Source organism: Tardiphaga sp. 839_C3_N1_4 (assembly GCF_051811045.1).
In the GTDB taxonomy this organism is placed as follows: domain Bacteria; phylum Pseudomonadota; class Alphaproteobacteria; order Rhizobiales; family Xanthobacteraceae; genus Tardiphaga.
The window spans coordinates 1,213,496-1,230,677 of record NZ_JBPWQD010000001.1 but is presented as its reverse complement, the minus strand read 5'-3'; the positions used below and the strand labels follow the sequence as shown (position 1 = coordinate 1,230,677).

At 62.2% G+C, this 17,182-nt stretch carries 17 protein-coding genes; 14 read left to right on the top strand and 3 right to left on the bottom strand.

Annotation, left to right across the window (positions count from 1 at the left end):
* The first annotated feature begins 182 nt into the window (after positions 1–182).
* From AB8A38_RS06190 to AB8A38_RS06175, 4 genes are read left to right on the top strand one after another with little or no spacing between them, the layout of a single operon-like run.
* On the top strand, positions 183–1,463 hold the full coding sequence (locus AB8A38_RS06190; protein ID WP_439085384.1) for a hypothetical protein: 1,281 nt from the start codon (positions 183–185) through the stop codon (positions 1,461–1,463).
* An 18-nt stretch (positions 1,464–1,481) separates the two neighbouring features.
* Positions 1,482–2,069, top strand: a complete 588-nt coding sequence (locus AB8A38_RS06185) for a protein-S-isoprenylcysteine O-methyltransferase (RefSeq protein WP_439085382.1) — start codon at positions 1,482–1,484, stop codon at positions 2,067–2,069.
* Positions 2,070–2,109: 40 nt separating this feature from the next.
* Positions 2,110–3,246: a zinc-binding dehydrogenase gene (locus AB8A38_RS06180; RefSeq protein WP_439085380.1), complete on the top strand. Its 1,137-nt coding sequence runs from the start codon at positions 2,110–2,112 to the stop codon at positions 3,244–3,246.
* Positions 3,243–4,484, top strand: a complete 1,242-nt coding sequence (locus tag AB8A38_RS06175; RefSeq protein ID WP_439085379.1) for an MFS transporter — start codon at positions 3,243–3,245, stop codon at positions 4,482–4,484. Before AB8A38_RS06180 ends, AB8A38_RS06175 begins: the two co-directional genes overlap by 4 nt.
* Positions 4,485–4,489: 5 nt before the next feature.
* Here AB8A38_RS06175 and AB8A38_RS06170 read toward each other — a convergent pair whose 3' ends face one another.
* Positions 4,490–5,101 (bottom strand): LysE family translocator, encoded by a 612-nt coding sequence (locus AB8A38_RS06170; protein ID WP_439085377.1) that lies wholly within the window; start codon positions 5,099–5,101, stop codon positions 4,490–4,492.
* Positions 5,102–5,171: 70 nt separating this feature from the next.
* A complete protein-coding gene (locus AB8A38_RS06165; protein ID WP_439085375.1) occupies positions 5,172–6,923 on the bottom strand; it encodes a caspase family protein in 1,752 nt (583 codons plus the stop codon).
* Between the two features lie 325 nt (positions 6,924–7,248).
* Between AB8A38_RS06165 and AB8A38_RS06160 the strand changes: the two genes are divergently transcribed.
* From AB8A38_RS06160 to AB8A38_RS06115, 10 genes are all read left to right on the top strand, one after another.
* Positions 7,249–7,803, top strand: coding sequence for an NADPH-dependent FMN reductase (locus tag AB8A38_RS06160; RefSeq protein ID WP_439085373.1), 555 nt, complete (start codon positions 7,249–7,251; stop codon positions 7,801–7,803).
* 67 nt (positions 7,804–7,870) lie between these two features.
* A complete protein-coding gene (locus tag AB8A38_RS06155; RefSeq protein WP_439085372.1) occupies positions 7,871–8,188 on the top strand; it encodes an FtsB family cell division protein in 318 nt (105 codons plus the stop codon).
* A 274-nt stretch (positions 8,189–8,462) separates the two neighbouring features.
* A complete protein-coding gene (gene pdhA, locus AB8A38_RS06150) occupies positions 8,463–9,494 on the top strand; it encodes a pyruvate dehydrogenase (acetyl-transferring) E1 component subunit alpha (protein ID WP_068730816.1) in 1,032 nt (343 codons plus the stop codon).
* A 32-nt stretch (positions 9,495–9,526) separates the two neighbouring features.
* The gene (locus tag AB8A38_RS06145; RefSeq protein ID WP_439085371.1) at positions 9,527–10,927 is read left to right on the top strand and encodes a pyruvate dehydrogenase complex E1 component subunit beta; all 1,401 of its coding nucleotides are present in this window, start codon (positions 9,527–9,529) and stop codon (positions 10,925–10,927) included.
* 3 nt (positions 10,928–10,930) lie between these two features.
* Positions 10,931–11,236, top strand: a complete 306-nt coding sequence (locus AB8A38_RS06140) for a DUF5076 domain-containing protein (RefSeq protein ID WP_068730814.1) — start codon at positions 10,931–10,933, stop codon at positions 11,234–11,236.
* Positions 11,237–11,238: 2 nt separating this feature from the next.
* On the top strand, positions 11,239–12,573 hold the full coding sequence (locus AB8A38_RS06135; RefSeq protein ID WP_439085369.1) for a pyruvate dehydrogenase complex dihydrolipoamide acetyltransferase: 1,335 nt from the start codon (positions 11,239–11,241) through the stop codon (positions 12,571–12,573).
* A 55-nt stretch (positions 12,574–12,628) separates the two neighbouring features.
* Entirely contained in the window at positions 12,629–12,841 is a 213-nt protein-coding gene (locus tag AB8A38_RS06130; RefSeq protein WP_315841908.1) for a hypothetical protein, read from the top strand.
* Complete coding sequence (gene lpdA, locus AB8A38_RS06125) at positions 12,834–14,255, top strand: dihydrolipoyl dehydrogenase (RefSeq protein WP_439085367.1); 1,422 nt, start codon at positions 12,834–12,836, stop codon at positions 14,253–14,255. The genes AB8A38_RS06130 and lpdA overlap by 8 nt, the downstream gene beginning before the upstream one ends.
* A gap of 305 nt (positions 14,256–14,560) precedes the next feature.
* A complete protein-coding gene (locus tag AB8A38_RS06120) occupies positions 14,561–15,241 on the top strand; it encodes a hypothetical protein (protein ID WP_439085365.1) in 681 nt (226 codons plus the stop codon).
* Positions 15,228–16,040: a tetratricopeptide repeat protein gene (locus tag AB8A38_RS06115; RefSeq protein ID WP_315841911.1), complete on the top strand. Its 813-nt coding sequence runs from the start codon at positions 15,228–15,230 to the stop codon at positions 16,038–16,040. Before AB8A38_RS06120 ends, AB8A38_RS06115 begins: the two co-directional genes overlap by 14 nt.
* A gap of 218 nt (positions 16,041–16,258) precedes the next feature.
* Here the strand turns inward: AB8A38_RS06115 and xth are convergent, their stop codons facing one another.
* On the bottom strand, positions 16,259–17,050 hold the full coding sequence (gene xth / locus AB8A38_RS06110) for an exodeoxyribonuclease III (RefSeq protein WP_315841912.1): 792 nt from the start codon (positions 17,048–17,050) through the stop codon (positions 16,259–16,261).
* Between the last annotated feature and the right edge of the window lie 132 nt (positions 17,051–17,182).

The window sequence follows — 17,182 nt, the reverse complement described above, 5'->3', positions numbered from 1 at the left end:
GTTCAGACATAAGGCCCTGCCGTCAATCACAGTCCTGCCTCGATTCCCGGAATTGTGATGAAGGGGGTTGCGAAAGAGCAGCTGTGTGACCTGAGGGCGACAAAATCCTGCCGGACGCTTCCGTTTTGGGCATAGGCAGGTTTGTCGGCGCAGGCGAATTTGCTATGCACCGGATCAGAACGGTGCGTGATGCACTCGGGAGCGAACGGACGATGATCGCGCGGCGACATGTCTTTCACATTGGCGGCTACGACCCGATTCTGCCGGATACGCAGCTCGAGCGGTTCCGCCGTTCGCTGTCGAGTTTCGAGAAGACGTGGAGCGTGTCCGCGAAGGCGTCCGGCGTGCTTGACGCTACGGATGTGAGCGCATCCTGGCGGGCCGAGACCTCCGGACCGAATTGGAAGACAGAAACCACCTACGAAATGCTGCGCTGGGATGACCTGATCCTGCAGGATCACACCCGAAGCATGCTGTCGCGATTGGGCGCTGCCTTCGTTACGCTGGGCGACTGGCTGGTGACGGGAACCCTGTTCCGCTTCTTCTATGCGAGCTGGAAATATGCCGGCTTCTTCCTGTTCTCCTATCTGTGGATCGCGGGCTTTGCTGCATCTGGCGCAGCGGTAGGCTATGGGCTGACCTGGCTGCTTGGCATGCATGGTGCCGCCGCATGGATCGCCGGCGCAATTATCGCTGCTGCCGTCTTCACGGCGCTGTTGCACCATTACGGCTGGCGCAAGCCGATCAATCATGTGTTCGACGACTGGATTTTCTCGCGGCAGTATGTTCATGGCCAGCGCCCGAAGATGACGGCACGCGTCGATGAATTCGCCAGGATAATCGTGGCACGCGCGCAGAAGGCCGATGTCGACGAGATCGTCATCGTCGGGCATTGCCTTGGTGCGGCATTGGTGATGGAGGCGGTGGCCCGCGCACTCGCGCTCGACCCGGATCTGACCCAACACGGCCCGACTATCTGCGTGATGACGGTGAGCGCGACCATCCCAAAATTCGCGCTCCATCCGGCCGGCAAGAGCGTACGCGCAGCAACGCGCCTCGTCGCCGACACGCCGGCGATCCGCTGGACCGAATATCATGCCCGCGACGACGTGATTAGTTTCTACCGCTTCGATCCGGTGACCTTGAAACGCCGCAGCCGCGATCGCGACGAGGGCAGGCCGAACATCCGCCGCGTCCAGATGCATGCCATGATGGGCATGGAGCAGTTCAAGCGCTATCGCTTCAGCTTCATGCGCATCCATTACCAGATGGTGATGGGCAACCAGTGCCGCGCGCCCTACGACTATTGCATGGTGATCTGCGGTCCTCTGCCGTTTGACGAGATCACCGCGGGCGAAGGCGGCCTCAAACGCTTTGGCGCGGATGGCGCGCTGCTGGATATGCCGCTGTTCAAGATCACATCCTCTCATTCGCAAGCCGGGGCATCCGTGAATGCCGCATGATGGCCTGATCGGACGACAATGACCGCGTCACTTCTTGGAATATATGTCTGGGCGATCGGCCTGATCGCATGGTTCATCATTCGCTACCCCTATGCGCGCAAGGCCCGCCGTACGGCCACGTTGCGCGCGGTCGGCTGGAGCCGTGAACGCATCCTGCTCGCGATCGCCACCGTCGGCCTGTTCGTGGTACCGCTGATCTGGCTGGTGACCGGTTGGCCGGCCGCGCTGAACTATCAGCTGAATTATGCGGCGGTCGTGGTCGGCGGCGCGCTCTATGTGCTGTCGCTCTGGCTGTTTCGCCGGTCGCACAAGGATCTCGGTCGGCAATGGTCGGCCAGCCTGGAAATCCGTGAGGCTCACCAGATCGTGCGTGCCGGCGTCTATCGCAGCATCCGCCATCCGATGTATGCCTCGTTCTGGTTGTGGGCATTGGCGCAGGCGTTCCTGCTGCCGAATGCCATGGCTGCGCTGGGCGGACTGGTCGCGATTGCGATCCTGTTCTTCACCCGCATCGACTATGAAGAGCGGATGCTGATCGAGGCATTTGGCGACGACTACCGGGCCTATATGCGTGAAACCAAGCGTATCATTCCGGGCATCTACTGACGCGGCACCAGACCGCCGGATACATTGAGGGGAAACGACCATGACTGACATCACATCCGGACTTGAACTGCGTTCGCTCGTTAAAAGCAGCGGAGAACTTGAAATCTCGCTGCAGCAGGTGGCGATCCCGGCGCCGGGCCCCGACGAAGTCGTGGTGCGCATCGAGGCTGCGCCGATCAATCCGTCCGATCTCGGTCTCCTGCTCGGCGCGGCCGATCCGGCCAGCGCGAAAGCCTCAGGCTCTGGCGCATCTTCGATCGTCACAGCAACCGTCCCGCAGGCCAATATGAAAGCGATGGGCGGCCGTCTCGACGAGTCGATGGCGGTCGGCAACGAGGGCGCCGGCACGGTGGTGAAGGCCGGATCGTCCGAGGCCGCGCAGGCGTTGCTTGGCAAGACCGTCGCGATGATCGGCGGTGCCATGTATGCGCAGTATCGTGTCATCAAGGCCAAGGAATGCCTGCCGCTGCCCGAGGGCACGACGGCCACCGAGGGCGCATCCTGCTTCGTTAATCCGCTGACCTCGCTCGGCATGGTCGAGACCATGAAGCGGGAAGGGCACACGGCGCTGGTGCATACGGCCGCCGCGTCCAATCTCGGCCAGATGCTCAACAAGATCTGCCAGAAGGACGGTATCGATCTCGTCAACATCGTTCGCAGCGAGGAGCAGGAGAAACTGCTGCGCGAGATCGGCGCGAAATATGTCTGCAACTCGACGTCGCCGAGTTTCATGGAAGACCTGACTGCCGCATTGATTGCCACCAATGCCACGCTGGCCTTCGACGCCACTGGTGGCGGCAAGCTGCAGGGCCAGATCCTGCAGGCGATGGAAGTCGCCGCCATCAAAGCGATGAAGGTCTACAGCCGCTATGGCTCGACGACCCACAAGCAGGTCTACGTCTATGGCCGGCTGGATCTACGCCCGATCGAATTCGTCCCTGCCGGCATGGCCTGGGGCATGGGCGGCTGGCTGCTGTTTCCGTTCTTGCAGAAGATCGGCGCCGCCGATGCCGCCAGGCTCCGCGCCCGCGTGGTCGCCGAACTCAAGACCACCTTCGCCAGCCACTACACCAAGGTGATTTCGCTCGAAGGTGTGTTGCAGCTCGACAATCTCCGGGCCTATGCGAAGCGCGCCACCGGCGAGAAGTATCTGATCAATCCGAACATGCCGGGATGACACTCGCCGATCAGTCTGCCGGCGTCGTCACGAACGGCGCGCGGCTCTTGCTGCGCCATCCGCCGTATCTGTATTACATGGTCTCGCGCAGCTTCTCGCGCTTCGCCTCGCAGATTGCCGCGGTCGCGGTCGGCTGGCAGATCTACGATCTCACCGGCAGCGCGTTCCAGCTTGGCATGGTTGGCCTCGCGCAATTCGTGCCGATGCTGGCGCTGGTCTTCGTCGCGGGCCATATCGCCGACCGCTACGACCGCCGCCGCGTGGTGCAAATCTGCCAGATGCTGCAGGGGCTGACGGCGATCCTGCTGGCCTGGGGCACTTATGCCGGCTGGATCACCGTGCCGCAGATTTTCGTGGCGCTGGTGGTGATCGGCGCGGCGACCGCGTTCGAGGCGCCGGCCGGTTCGGCGCTGCTGCCGGGCGTCGTGCCCGAAGGCCATTTGCAGAAGGCGACCGCGCTCTCGACAGGCGTGTTTCAGGTGGCGATGATCTGTGGCCCCGCGCTTGGCGGCATTGCCTATGCGCTATCGCCGTCGACGCCCTATGTGCTGATGGCAGCATTCTGGCTGATCGGCGGTCTGCTCAACAGCGCCATCACACTGGCGCGCGAGGTGGCGGTGAAGGATCCGCCGTCGCTGCGGACTTTGTTTGCCGGCGTCGGCTTCGTGCGCAGCAATCCGGCGATCCTTGGCACCATCTCGCTCGATTTGTTTGCGGTGCTGCTCGGCGGCGCCACCGCGCTCCTACCGATCTATGCGCGCGACATCCTGCAGACCGGTCCGTGGGGCCTCGGCCTCATGCGCGCGGCCCCGGCCGTCGGCGCGCTGCTGACGACCATCGTGCTGACGCGCTGGTCGATCAATCGCCGGGTGGGCATGCGGATGTTCCAGGCCGTCATCATCTTCGGCCTTGCGACAGCGGTGTTCGCGGTGTCGCAATGGCTGTGGTTGTCGGTCGCTGCGCTCGCGGTACTCGGCGCCGCCGATACGGTCAGCGTGGTGATCCGCTTCTCGCTGGTGCAGCTCGCGACTCCCGACGACATGCGCGGCCGCGTCGGTGCGGTGAACTACTTGTTCATCAATACCTCAAACCAGCTCGGCCAGTTCGAAAGCGGCGTCACCGCGGCGCTGTTCGGCACCGTACCGGCTGCATTGATCGGCGGCCTCGGCACCGTTGCCATTGCGCTGCTGTGGATGCGGTTGTTCCCGACGCTGCGCAATGTCGAGCGGCTGGAATAGGCGCGTCAGCGCTCGGCAACGGCCAGTTTTGCACCGAGCGCGGCAAACGCGCCGGCAAAAGTGCGTCGCATCCAGGTCAGCACCCTTGGCCGCGTGATGACGTGGTTGCGGATTGATGCGGCGAACAGGCCATAAAGCGCAAACACCCCGAAGGTCATCAGCATGAACACCGCGCTGAGCAGCAGCATCTGCGACAGCGGATGTGCCTCGTCGGCGCTGATGAACTGCGGCAGGAAGGCGAGGAAGAAGATCGACAGTTTCGGATTGAGGATGTTGATCAGGATCGCCGTGGTCGTGACCTGCAGCGCGGACTGCGCGCTGTCGTCAGTCTCGACCTTCAGCGTGCCATGCTCCTGCAGCGTCTTCCAGGCCATATAGAGCAGGTAGGCGACGCCGACATATTTAAACACCTGAAACGCCAGCGCGCTGGTGTGCAGCAGTGCTGCGAGACCAAGGATCGCAGCGGCCATATGCGGAACGATGCCGAGCGTGCAACCGAACGCGGCGACGACACTGCTGCGGCCTCCGCGAGAAAAGCCGGTTGCTAGTGTGTAAAGGGCGCCAGTGCCCGGCGATGCCACCACGATCAGCGAGGTGATGAGAAATTCGATGGTCACGATGATGGCTCCGGCTTGCAAACTTGGATCGTCAGAATGTCGCTTGCGATCCTGTCAGGCAAGCACGTCGTCAGTTGCAGACCTCGACATTGGTGAGCCCGATCCGCATGTCGCGTGACACCAGCCGGCAGCCGGGGCGCACCGGACGGCAGCCGGCATTGTCGCAGACGATCTGGCCGGACGGCTGCGCACGCGGCGCGCGGGCCTGAATTTGCGGGCGATCAAGCTCATCGCGCTCGCGGCGCGGCACGTTGCGCTTGGCCTCGTTGCGGCTGCGCTTCTTCTCACATTCATTGTCGTCGTTCAGTAAGGTGCCAGCGCGGCATACGATTTTCACGCAGCGGTCGCCGTCCGCCTCCGAACCATGCGCACAGACCAGCGGGCAGACGCGTGCAGACTTGGCCTTGATCGCGTCGAGCGCATCGGTGCTGGCCGCCTTGGCATCGAACTTCGTCGAGGCGTAGCGATTGAAGCGTTCGAGCGACTTGCGGGAAGCCGCAGTCCATGTGTTGTCGACTGATCCCTGCAGGCAGCCCACCCGCTGAAGCTCGACCTGGACCTGACGGGGCAGATCGGCTGGCGCGGGCATTCGTGACACATCGGCCGTGGGGGCAGGGAGTGTCGCCAACTGCGGTCCGGCGGCAGGCGTGTCCGGCTTGCCGGCATCGACTTTGGCTTCCGCTTCCGCGCGGGCGCGCTCGCCGGCGGCAGCGCGTTCCTGCTCGGCGGTCTTGAGTTTCTCAGCGGCGATCCGGGCATCCTCGGCGGCTTTGGCATCGGCCGCTGCCTTGGTCTGTTCGGCCTTCCTGGCGCCTTCGACGGCCAGACGGGCTTTCTCTTCAGTGGCGAGGCGGGCTTTCTCTACGGCGGTGAAATGGGCGTCCTCGGCGGCGAGCTTCGCCAGCTGGGATTTTGCCAGCGACGCATAGAAGCCATCCGGATGCTGGGCCAGGAACGCGTTCCAGCCGTCCCTGGTCGCGAGCTGCAAAGCCAGCTCGTAATCGCGGCGAGTTTCTGCCTGGGCGCTGACGGCGGGGGATGTCGCGACGGCAGCCACCGGGACCAGCGGCACGTCGTCGCCGCCGAGCGAACCGTAGACATAGGGTTCCTGGCGGTTGCTGGTGTTCTTCATGACGTCGTCACGGACGAAGCCGAAGGCCTTGCGCAGGTCGAGGCCGGGCGTCGCGATATGGCGGACCAGCGCGGCCGTGAAGGGGCTGTTCTTGCTGTCGCCATCCAGCGCCGTCGAACCGGCCTTGGCCGAGTAGGCGATCAGCGTGTTGGGGCTGGCCGGTTCCACCTTGGCGAGGCCGCGGGGGATCGCGCGCGACGCGGTGGTGCGCTTCATGTTCTTGACGAAGGGGTTGTCGCGGCAGGCATCGAGGATCACCAGCCGCAGCTTCCTGGCCGGCTCGATGGTTGCGAGGATGCGCTCCAGCGAGAACGCTTCGTCATAGACGTCGGTGTCGCGCTCCAGCAGCGCGTCGGTCGGAATCAGGTAATTGGTGCCATCAACCTCGATGCCGTGGCCGGCGAAATAGACCAGCGCGACGTCCGCATCGCGCGCCTTGTCCGCGAAATCGCGCAAGGCCCGGCGCATCTCGGTCGCCTTGAGATCCCGTCTGGCTTCGACGATGTCGAAATTCGCGGTCTTCAAGGTCTCGGTCATCGCCGCGGCGTCGTTGGCCGGGTTGGCGAGCTTGACCACGTTCTGGTAAGCCGAGTTGCCGATCACCAGTGCGACGCGTTTGTCGGCGAAGGCCGACTGGCTGAGCAAGCTCAAGGCGAAGACTACGGAAGCCACAAGACCAAGGTTGCGCATCGGAAGCCCCGCAATTGCGACGGTCGAATTCGAGCAGCCTGGCCAGACGTCGCAGATCAGTCGGGACTGGCTTGCGTGGTTTGTCTCACGTGGTTTGTCGCGCAGTGCGCTCCGCAGGTTCGATCGCGGCGGCGTTCCGTGCGTCATCCATTTGAGCGATATCAGCATAACGAAGATGTGTTTGGGCGGGCGAGGCGGACGTGCCGGTTTGGCCCGATTGCGGCCGTCAAATACAATCCATGCACTTGCATCTTTTGCCGGGATAGGTGACAGGTTCCAGATGCGCTCCGCGCTTTTTTGGAAGCAGTTATTCAGGGGATATCTCATGGCTACCTACAGCGTTGCCGTCATTGTCGGCAGCCTCCGCAAACAGTCATTCTCACTCAAGGTTGCGAATGCACTCGCCCAGCTGGCGCCGCCGTCGCTGAAGCTGAACGTCATCACGCTGAACGAGCTGTCATTCTTCAATCAGGACCTAGAAGCCGCGCCGCCGGCCGACTGGGTCAAGTTCCGGGAAGCGATCCAGGCCTCGGATGCGGTACTGTTCGTCTCTCCGGAATATAACCGCTCAGTTTCGGGTGTTCTGAAAAACGCCATCGACGTCGGTTCGCGGCCCTATGGCAAGAGTTCGTTCCTCGGCAAGCCCACCGGCATCGTGGTTAGCTCGCCCGGTCCGATCGGTGGCCTGGGTGCAGCCCTTAGCCTGCGCCAGACCCTGCCGGGGATTGTCGGTCCCATCATGCAACAGCCTGAAATCTATCTGAATGCCATCGGCGATGCGTTCAGCGAACAGGGCGAGATCGTCAAGGAATCGATCCGTCCGGTGCTGCAGGCCTATATCGACGCCTTCGCCGCCTGGGTCGACAAGCTGAAGAAATAAGCCACGCAAATTCAGGTTGCGGCCCGGTTGTTAGGTTCGCCTTAACCGGGCCGTCGCATTTTCGGGAATGGTCAAGCATACCCGCCTCAAATCGATCCTCACCGGGCTCGTGCTCTATGCACTGGCGGCGATGATGATCAGCTATTTCGGGGTCAATGCCTATACCGGTAAATATGGCCTCAATGCCCGGCAGGAGCTCGACCAGGAGATCGTCGCGCTGACCTCCGAACTGGTGCAGTTGAAGAAGGAACGCACCAAGGCCGAGCAGCGCGTGGCGCTCCTGCGATCTGGTGGACTCGATCCCGACATGCTCGACGAGCGCGCGCGCTACCAGCTCGACTACGCGCATCCGCGCGACCTCGTGAAGGTCAACAACTCAAACTGAGATTCTCTCTTCGGCGGCGAGTCGTCCTCGCATGAAGCAACACAGCTTTGCATCAAAGCTATAGATAGCTCGCGCCTGCTCGTCGTGACGGCAACGTGACCACGACACGCACTTTCATTCCTCAAATTACAAAACCGATCCAATTCGATTTCGAAAGTTTCGCGCCTTCGCTGCAGTGCGAAACAACCGTGTGGCATTCCGCGCGACGCAATCCCTTTCAAGCCGCAAGCACTTGGAGTAGGAAGGGCCATTCACTCTCGCATCCGGAATTTTCATGGCCGCACCGAAGAAAAGCGTCGCTCCCGCAGGGCAGGCAACGAGCAATGGCGCAACCCCGTCATCGCCGCCAGATTTCACCCGCGATCAGGAGATGCACGCGCTTCGCGACATGCTGCTGATCCGACGTTTTGAGGAGAAGGCTGGCCAGCTCTACGGCATGGGCGCGATTGGCGGTTTCTGCCATCTCTATATCGGCCAGGAAGCCATCGTCGTCGGCATGCAGATGGCATTGAAGGACGGCGATCAGGTCATCACCGGCTATCGCGACCATGGTCACATGCTGGCTTGTGGCATGGACGCCAAGGGCGTCATGGCCGAATTGACGGGGCGCAAGGGCGGCTACTCCAAGGGCAAGGGTGGCTCCATGCACATGTTCAGCCGCGAGAAGAACTTCTACGGCGGCCATGGCATCGTCGGTGCGCAGGTCTCGCTCGGAACGGGTCTCGCTTTCGCCAACCGTTACCGCGGCAATGATCTCGTCAGCCTCGCTTACTTCGGCGACGGCGCGTCGAACCAGGGCCAGGTCTATGAGAGCTTCAACATGGCGGAGCTGTGGAAGCTCCCGGTGATCTACATCATCGAGAACAACCGCTACGCCATGGGCACCTCGGTGACGCGCTCCTCGGCGCAGACCGACTTCTCCAAGCGCGGTATCTCCTTCAACATTCCGGGTGAGCAGGTCGACGGCATGGACGTCCGCGCCGTGAAGGCCGCCGGTGACCGTGCGGTCGCATGGTGCCGTGCCGGCAAGGGTCCGTTCATTCTCGAAATGCAGACCTATCGCTATCGTGGCCACTCGATGTCCGATCCGGCCAAGTACCGGACCCGCGAGGAAGTGGACAAGGTCCGCCACGATCAGGACCCGATCGAGCAGGTGCGCAACCGTCTGCTGGCCGCTGACGTGACCGAGCAGGACCTCAAGGCGATCGATGCCGAGGTGCGTGACATCGTCAACGCATCGGCGGATTTCGCGCAGCAGGACCCTGAGCCCGATGCATCCGAACTTTACACCGATGTGTACCGCTAAGCGCGCGGCTTAAAGACCGATCTGGAGTTATAATGGCCATTCAAGTTCTGATGCCCGCGCTGTCCCCGACCATGGAGAAAGGCAACCTCTCCAAATGGCTCAAAAAGGAAGGCGACACGATCAAGTCCGGCGATGTGATTGCCGAAATCGAAACCGACAAGGCGACGATGGAAGTCGAAGCGACCGATGAAGGGACGCTCGGCAAGATCCTGATCCCGGAAGGGACCAACGACGTCGCGGTCAACACGCCGATCGCGACCATCCTCGCCGACGGCGAAGATGCATCCGCTGCAGCGAGCGCACCGGCACCCGCGAAGCAGGAGAAGGCCGCAGAATCCGCGCCGCCTGCCGCGGAAGCCAAATCCGCTGCGGCTCCGAAGGAAGAGGCTGCTGCGCCGGCAGCTCCGACGACTGCGATCCAGCCCGATCCCGAAATTCCTGAAGGCACCGAGATGGTGACCATGACCATCCGCGAAGCGCTGCGCGACGCGATGGCCGAGGAAATGCGCCGGGATGAAGACGTCTTCATCATGGGCGAGGAAGTCGCCGAATATCAGGGCGCCTACAAGGTGACCCAGAACCTGCTGCAGGAATTCGGCGCCCGCCGCGTGATCGATACGCCAATCACCGAGCACGGCTTTGCTGGCGTCGGCGTCGGCGCGGCTATGTCCGGTCTGAAGCCGATCGTCGAATTCATGACCTTCAACTTCGCCATGCAGGCGATCGACCAGATCATCAACTCCGCTGCCAAGACGCTCTACATGTCCGGCGGCCAGATGACCTGTCAGATCGTATTTCGCGGCCCGAACGGCGCTGCGGCGCGCGTCGGCGCTCAGCACAGCCAGGACTATTCGGCCTGGTACTCGCAGATCCCGGGCCTCAAGGTCGTCGCGCCCTATAGCGCCGCCGACTACAAGGGCCTGCTCAAGGCTGCGATCCGCGATCCGAACCCGGTGATCTTCCTCGAAAACGAAATGCTCTACGGGCATTCCGGCGAGGTGCCGAAGCTCGACGACTACATCGTGCCGATCGGCAAGGCCAAGGTCGCACGTGTCGGCAAGGATGTGACGCTGATCTCGTGGTCGAACGGCATGACCTACGCCCTGAAGGCTGCCGAAGAACTCGCCAAGGAAGGCATCGAGGCGGAGGTCATCGACCTGCGCACGCTGCGTCCGCTCGATACCGACACCATCATCGAGTCCGTGAAGAAGACCTCGCGCGCCGTGACGGTGGAAGAAGGCTGGCAACAGTCGGGTGTGGGCGCCGAAATCGCCGCACGGATCATGGAACACGCCTTCGACTATCTCGATGCGCCGGTGGCGCGCGTGTCGGGCAAGGACGTGCCGATGCCTTACGCCGCCAATCTTGAAAAGCTGGCGCTGCCGTCGGTGGCCGACGTCGTGGCTGCGGCCAAAGCCGTTTGCTATCGGTGAACCATGGCAGGTCCGAAGGAACAGCCGCTGCCGCCGGATGTCATGGATCGCGAGGACGCCACCGAGGTGTTGCGCGCGTTCGTGCTCGACGGCGGGCTGTCCATCGCCTTCATGCGCGCCTTCGAGGAGCCCGACATGTGGGGGCTCCTGCTGGTCGACATCGCGCGCCATGCCGCACGCGCCTATGCGCGTGAGGCCAACTATTCCGAGGACGAGGCGCTGAACCGCATCGTCGAAATGTTCGAAGCTGAAATCGCGCGTCCGACTGACATGGGCAACACCACGCCGCGGTCGCAACAAGGTCACTGACAATGCCAATCAACATTCTGATGCCTGCGCTGTCGCCCACGATGGAAAAGGGCAACCTTGCCAAGTGGCTCAAGAAGGAGGGCGACAAGGTCAAGTCCGGCGACGTGATCGCGGAGATCGAGACCGACAAGGCGACGATGGAAGTCGAAGCCGTCGACGAAGGCACTATCGCCAAGATTCTGGTGGCGGAAGGTACGCAGGATGTTGCGGTGAATGCCGTCATCGCGGTGCTCGCGGCCGACGGCGAGGATGTGAAGGCCGCAGGTTCGGGGGCAGGGACCGACAAGCCGAAGTCCGCGCCCGCTGCCGAGGCTCCCGCACCGAAGCCTGCTGCCGCAGCACCTGCGCCGGCTGCTGCGCCGGCTCCGCAGCCTGCCGCCGCACAAAGCAATGGCGCGCGCGTCTTTTCGTCTCCGCTGGCGCGTCGTCTCGCCAAGGACGCCGGCATCGAACTCGGTCGTATCAACGGCTCGGGTCCGCATGGCCGTGTGGTCGCCGCGGATGTCGAGAAGGCGAAGTCCGGTCAGGGCCTCAAACCAGCAGCCGTGGCTGCCGGCGCTCCCGCAGGTGCAACTGGAGCGATCGGTGCGCCTGCAATGTCCGATCAGCAGATTCTCGGGCTGTACGAGCAGGGCGCTTACGAGAGCGTGCCGCATGACTCGATGCGCCGCACGATTGCGCAGCGTCTCACCGCCGCGACCAACTCGATGCCAACCTTCTATCTCACCGTCGATTGCGATCTCGGCAAGCTCTCTTCCGCGCGCGAGGAGATCAACGCTGCGGCCGGCAAGGACAAGGACGGCAAGCCGCTTTACAAGCTCTCGGTCAACGATTTCGTCATCAAGGCGATGGCCATCGCGCTGCAGAAGATTCCAGAAGCGAACGTGTCGTGGACGGAAGCAGCGATGCTCCGTCATAAGCATTCCGACATCGGCGTCGCAGTGGCGCTGCCGTTCGGCCTGATCACGCCGATCATCCGCCAGGCCGAGATCAAGTCCATTTCGGCGATCTCCAACGAGATGAAGGAACTTGCCGCGCGCGCCAAGGCCAAGAAGCTCAAGCCCAACGAATACCAGGGCGGCGCGTCATCCGTGTCCAATCTCGGCATGTTCGGCATCAAGGACTTCACGGCGGTGATCAATCCGCCGCAGTCGTCGATCCTCGCGGTAGGCACAGGTGAAGAGCGGGCCATGGTGCGCAACGGCCAGATCGTCGCTGCAACCATCATGAGCGTGACGCTGTCCTGCGATCACCGCGCCATCGATGGTGCGCTGGGCGCGGAACTGATCACGGCGTTCAAGAAGCTCATCGAAAATCCGGTGATGATGGTGGTGTAAGGCTCAGGTCCGGTGGCTCATGAAAGTCAAAACGTCATGGCCCTGGCTCTCGCTATTGACCGCCGCCGTCGCCGCGCTGAATCCCGTTGGATATGGGATCATCGACAATGCGTTTCATTCAGGTGAACAACTGGCGCGCAGCCTGGGACAGTTTTTGATCTATTGCGCGCTGGGCATCCTTGCAGCGCTGGGATTGATCGAATTCGGCATCCGAAAATTTCTGATTTCAAGACAGCGCCGATTGGCGAGTGGAGTGACCCATGGCTGATACATCCTTCGACGTCGTCGTCATCGGCTCCGGTCCCGGCGGCTATGTGACGGCCATTCGGGCCGCGCAGCTCGGCTTCAAGACGGCGATCGTCGAGAAGGCCTATCTCGGCGGTATCTGCAACAACTGGGGCTGTATTCCGACCAAGGCGCTGCTGCGCTCTGCGGAGATCTATCACTACATGCAGCATGCCAAGGATTATGGCCTGTCGGCGGACAATATCTCGTTCGACATCAAGGCCGTGATCGCTCGCTCGCGCGGCGTCGTGAAGCGCCTCAGCGGCGGCGTCGAATATCTGATGAACAAGAACAAGATCTCGATCATCTGGGGCGACGCGACCCTGGATGCGCCGGGCAAGTTCACCGTCAAGAAGACCGAAGCCGCAGCGCCTAAGGGCGCGCTCGGGGCAGGCAGCTATACCGCCAAGCATATCATCGTCGCCACCGGCGCTCGGCCGCGCGTGCTGCCGGGTCTCGAGCCCGACAAGAAGCTGGTCTGGACTTATTTCGAGGCGATGAATCCCGACAAGATGCCGAAGTCGCTGCTGGTGGTCGGCTCCGGCGCCATCGGCATCGAATTCGCGTCGTTCTACAAGACCATGGGCGCCGACGTGACCGTGGTGGAAGTGCTGCCGCAGATCCTGCCGGTGGAAGACGCCGAGATCGCCGGCTTTGCCCGCAAGCAGTTTGAGAAGCAGGGCATCAAGATCATGTCCGGCGCTAAAGTGACAAAACTCGACAAGAAGTCGGATTCGGTCACCGTGACCATCGAGGATGGCAAGGGGGCTACCCAGCAGCTCACCGTCGATCGTGTCATCTCGGCGGTCGGCGTGGTCGGCAATATCGAAGGCTTTGGCCTCGAGAAGCTCGGCGTGAAGACCGAGCGCGGCTGTATCGTGATCGACAAATACGGCAAGACCAACGTGCCCGGCATCTATGCCATCGGCGACGTCGCCGGCCCGCCGATGCTCGCCCACAAGGCCGAGCATGAGGGCGTGATCTGCGTCGAGGCGATCAAGGGGATGAACCCGCATGCAATGGACAAGTCGCTGATCCCGGGCTGCACCTATTGCCATCCGCAGGTGGCCTCGGTCGGCCTCACCGAAGCCAAGGCCAAGGAAGCCGGCAAGGACGTCCGCGTCGGCCGCTTCCCCTTTGTCGCCAATGGCAAGGCGATCGCCCAGGGCGAGGACCAGGGCATGGTGAAGGTGATCTTCGACAAGAAGACCGGTCAGCTGCTCGGCGCCCATATGGTCGGCGCTGAAGTCGTCGAGATGATCCAGGGGTTTGTGGTCGCCATGAACTTGGAGACGACCGAGGAAGAGCTGTTCCACACGGTCTTCCCGCATCCGACCATCTCGGAGACGATGAAGGAAGCCGTGCTGGACGCCTATGGCCGGGTGCTGAACACCTGAGCTGCTTCGCACGATCCTGACATTGAACGCCGCCTCGAAAAGGCGGCGTTTTCGTTGTCAGCCGCGTCTTTCAACTTTGGTCCAACTCTAAAGGGTTGCCGGGGTGCAACGAATGTGTCGCGGCGGCAACAGTCCCTCAAGATTTAACCCTGTCCCACTGTGGGTATTGCAACCGCCGCTATTTGGCCACACGCCTTCGTGAAATCATTTCTTGACAGCCAGAAGGCTGGAGCGCTTCGAAGATCGACGGGATGTCAGTGGGACTGTCCCGGATCGCCGAAGCGGCCTGAGAAACCAGGTTCGCGATGGACGTCAAGACGAACATCAAGTCGCATTTGCCGAGCCGTCATGTGACGGAGGGCCGGGAGCTGGCGTTGCGTGGCGCGCTCCCGTCCGCGATGAGTCTGGCTATGTCACAAGGCAAACAGCCCGTTGCCGGCCAAGCGCTGCGCGCGGAAGAATCTCGTGCTGTCGAAATCTTCAAAAAGACACCATATCGCACCGATTTGAAGCGACTGAGCCGTTATGTCGCCAAAGACATATTGGAAGTTGCTGACATACCGTTGCTGAAGATGACATTGCTCGATCACAGCCGGTCGCGGGGAGCGTGCCTCACTGCGACGGGGCAGATGATCGCGGAGAAAATGAAGCCCGTGACGCGGAATTCCCATCGGGACGTCATTCGTTCTGCCGACAAGCCGATCGCCATTGGCGGTGACGCAGTCGGATCGAAGGGGAATCTGGCTTTCGACATCGTCGATTCGGAAGACGGCGCTCCCGTCCGGGGCGGTGCCGTCGCGGGTGCCTTTAACGTAAAATTGACTGACAAAGAATTGGCCGCGCACCCGACCAAACGGAAGCGTCGCGCGACTAACCATATGTCAGGGACGCTGTGGACATATGCCCAGCAGGTTGGATCGGCCATCGGTTGCGCCGTGACCCAAACTGGCCGGGCCCACGAGAAATACTGTTATGCGGATAGTTGAGCGTATCATTTTCAGCGTTTTTGCTTTGGGTGCCGCGTCTGTGGCCGCGCCGGCCTTTGCCTTTGATGGCGCGCCCGTTGGCAGCAGCGACGCAGCCCTGCCGGTTGTAACGACCATTCCCGGTGCTGCGCCGGTCTTGAAGAAGTCCGCCAAGCCCGATACGTCGCTGACCGCCCTTCAGTATGCCGCCGAAGGCGGTCATCCGATCGCCCAGTGGAAACTCGGCCGGATGTATGCCGACGGCAACGGCGTGGCGCAGGACGACCTGCGCGCCTTCGAATATTTCAGCCGCATCGCGAATGCCCATGCCGAGGACTCGCCGTCCGCGCCGCAGGCGACCATCGTCGCCAACGCCTTCGTAGCGCTCGGTCGCTACTACCTCGACGGTATCCCGAATTCGAAGATCAAGGCCGACACCGAACGCGCGCGTGAGATGTTCTCCTATGCAGCGTCCTATTTCGGCAATGCCGACGCCCAGTACGATCTGGCGCGGCTGTATCTGAAGGGCATCGGCACCCCGCGCGACACTAAATACGGTGCCCGCTGGCTGGGCCTTGCCGCGCAGAAGGGCCAGCACCAGGCGCAGGCGCTGCTCGGCCAGATGCTGTTCAACGGTGAATCGCTGCCGCGGCAGATGGCGCGCGGCCTGATGTGGCTGACGCTAGCCCGCGACAATGCCGGCCCGGACGACACCTGGATCCGCGACAGCTACAACAAGGCCATCGCCAAGGCCTCCGAAGACGACCGCGCCATGGCGCTGCAGATGCTCGAGCACTGGGTGTCCGGCAAACGGGACTGAGGATGGAACGAGGATTTCTTCCGGCCACGGAAGCCCTCGCGCTGCGCTCAGTTTGTCGTCACCCGGCTTGACCGGGTGACCCAATAATCACCAGCCTTCATCACTTTCGACGAGCGCTCGCGCCAGGCCGCGCCTTAGGCCATTGACGCCCGCGTCTACTGGATCCCCGGTCAAGCCGGGCGATGACAGTCTATGTTTAGGGCTTGGCGTCGCAGCGCTTACGCCGCTTCAAGATCCAGATCGACCCACACCGGCACGTGATCGCTCGGCTTCTCCCAGGCGCGCACATACTTGTCGATGCCGACGTCGATGAGCTTGTCGCTGGCCTGTGGTGACAGCAGCAGATGATCGATGCGGATGCCCCAGTTCTTTTGCCAGGCGCCAGCCTGATAGTCCCAGAACGTGTACTGGCCGGGCTCATCGGTGACGGCGCGCAGGGCGTCGGTCATCCCCAATCCGAGCAGGGTCTGGAAGCTCGCGCGGGTTTCCGGCTTGAACAGCGCGTCGTTGATCCAGGCCGCCGGATTATAGGCGTCTGCTGCCGCCGGGATGACGTTGAAGTCTCCGGCGAGAATCAACGGCTCTTCCGTCTTCAGCCGCAGCTTCGTGAATTCCTGTAGTCGCGACATCCATTTCAGCTTGTAGGGATACTTCTCGGTATCGACCGGATTGCCGTTCGGCAGATACAGGCAGGCAACCCGGACCACCCCGGATTTCAGCGACACCACACCTTCGATGAAGCGCGCATGGAGATCCTCGTCGTCGCCTGCCAGCCGGGGCGTGGCTTCCTCCAGCGGATATTTCGAGAGCAGGGCGACGCCGTTGAAGGTCTTCTGGCCGTGGGTGACGACATTGTAGCCGAGCGCCTCGATGGCCTCTCGCGGAAATGCCTCATCGACACATTTGATTTCCTGCAGGCAGACGATGTCCGGCGCGCAGTCGCGCAGCCACGTCACCAGATGGTCCAGCCGCTGGCGGACAGAATTCACATTCCACGTCGCAATTCTCATCTGCTGGGATTCCGGTAACAACAATGGCAAAAATACGTCAACGTGGCATACCATCATCCCCGCCAACATGATAAGCTTTAAGCCTAAAGCGCACAGACGCTGTCTTTAAAGCTGCCATGGGCGGGAAACGGG

What these genes read in the sequence shown, in the direction of transcription:
- AB8A38_RS06185 (WP_439085382.1), top strand. Translation starts at nt 1,482, where the DNA reads ATGACCGCGTCACTTCTTGGAATATATGTCTGGGCGATCGGCCTGATC.
- AB8A38_RS06180 (WP_439085380.1), top strand. Translation starts at nt 2,110, where the DNA reads ATGACTGACATCACATCCGGACTTGAACTGCGTTCGCTCGTTAAAAGC.
- AB8A38_RS06175 (WP_439085379.1), top strand. Translation starts at nt 3,243, where the DNA reads ATGACACTCGCCGATCAGTCTGCCGGCGTCGTCACGAACGGCGCGCGG.
- AB8A38_RS06165 (WP_439085375.1), bottom strand. Translation starts at nt 6,923, where the DNA reads ATGCGCAACCTTGGTCTTGTGGCTTCCGTAGTCTTCGCCTTGAGCTTG.
- AB8A38_RS06160 (WP_439085373.1), top strand. Translation starts at nt 7,249, where the DNA reads ATGGCTACCTACAGCGTTGCCGTCATTGTCGGCAGCCTCCGCAAACAG.
- AB8A38_RS06155 (WP_439085372.1), top strand. Translation starts at nt 7,871, where the DNA reads ATGGTCAAGCATACCCGCCTCAAATCGATCCTCACCGGGCTCGTGCTC.
- pdhA (WP_068730816.1), top strand. Translation starts at nt 8,463, where the DNA reads ATGGCCGCACCGAAGAAAAGCGTCGCTCCCGCAGGGCAGGCAACGAGC.
- AB8A38_RS06145 (WP_439085371.1), top strand. Translation starts at nt 9,527, where the DNA reads ATGGCCATTCAAGTTCTGATGCCCGCGCTGTCCCCGACCATGGAGAAA.
- AB8A38_RS06140 (WP_068730814.1), top strand. Translation starts at nt 10,931, where the DNA reads ATGGCAGGTCCGAAGGAACAGCCGCTGCCGCCGGATGTCATGGATCGC.
- AB8A38_RS06135 (WP_439085369.1), top strand. Translation starts at nt 11,239, where the DNA reads ATGCCAATCAACATTCTGATGCCTGCGCTGTCGCCCACGATGGAAAAG.
- lpdA (WP_439085367.1), top strand. Translation starts at nt 12,834, where the DNA reads ATGGCTGATACATCCTTCGACGTCGTCGTCATCGGCTCCGGTCCCGGC.
- AB8A38_RS06120 (WP_439085365.1), top strand. Translation starts at nt 14,561, where the DNA reads ATGGACGTCAAGACGAACATCAAGTCGCATTTGCCGAGCCGTCATGTG.
- AB8A38_RS06115 (WP_315841911.1), top strand. Translation starts at nt 15,228, where the DNA reads ATGCGGATAGTTGAGCGTATCATTTTCAGCGTTTTTGCTTTGGGTGCC.
- xth (WP_315841912.1), bottom strand. Translation starts at nt 17,050, where the DNA reads ATGAGAATTGCGACGTGGAATGTGAATTCTGTCCGCCAGCGGCTGGAC.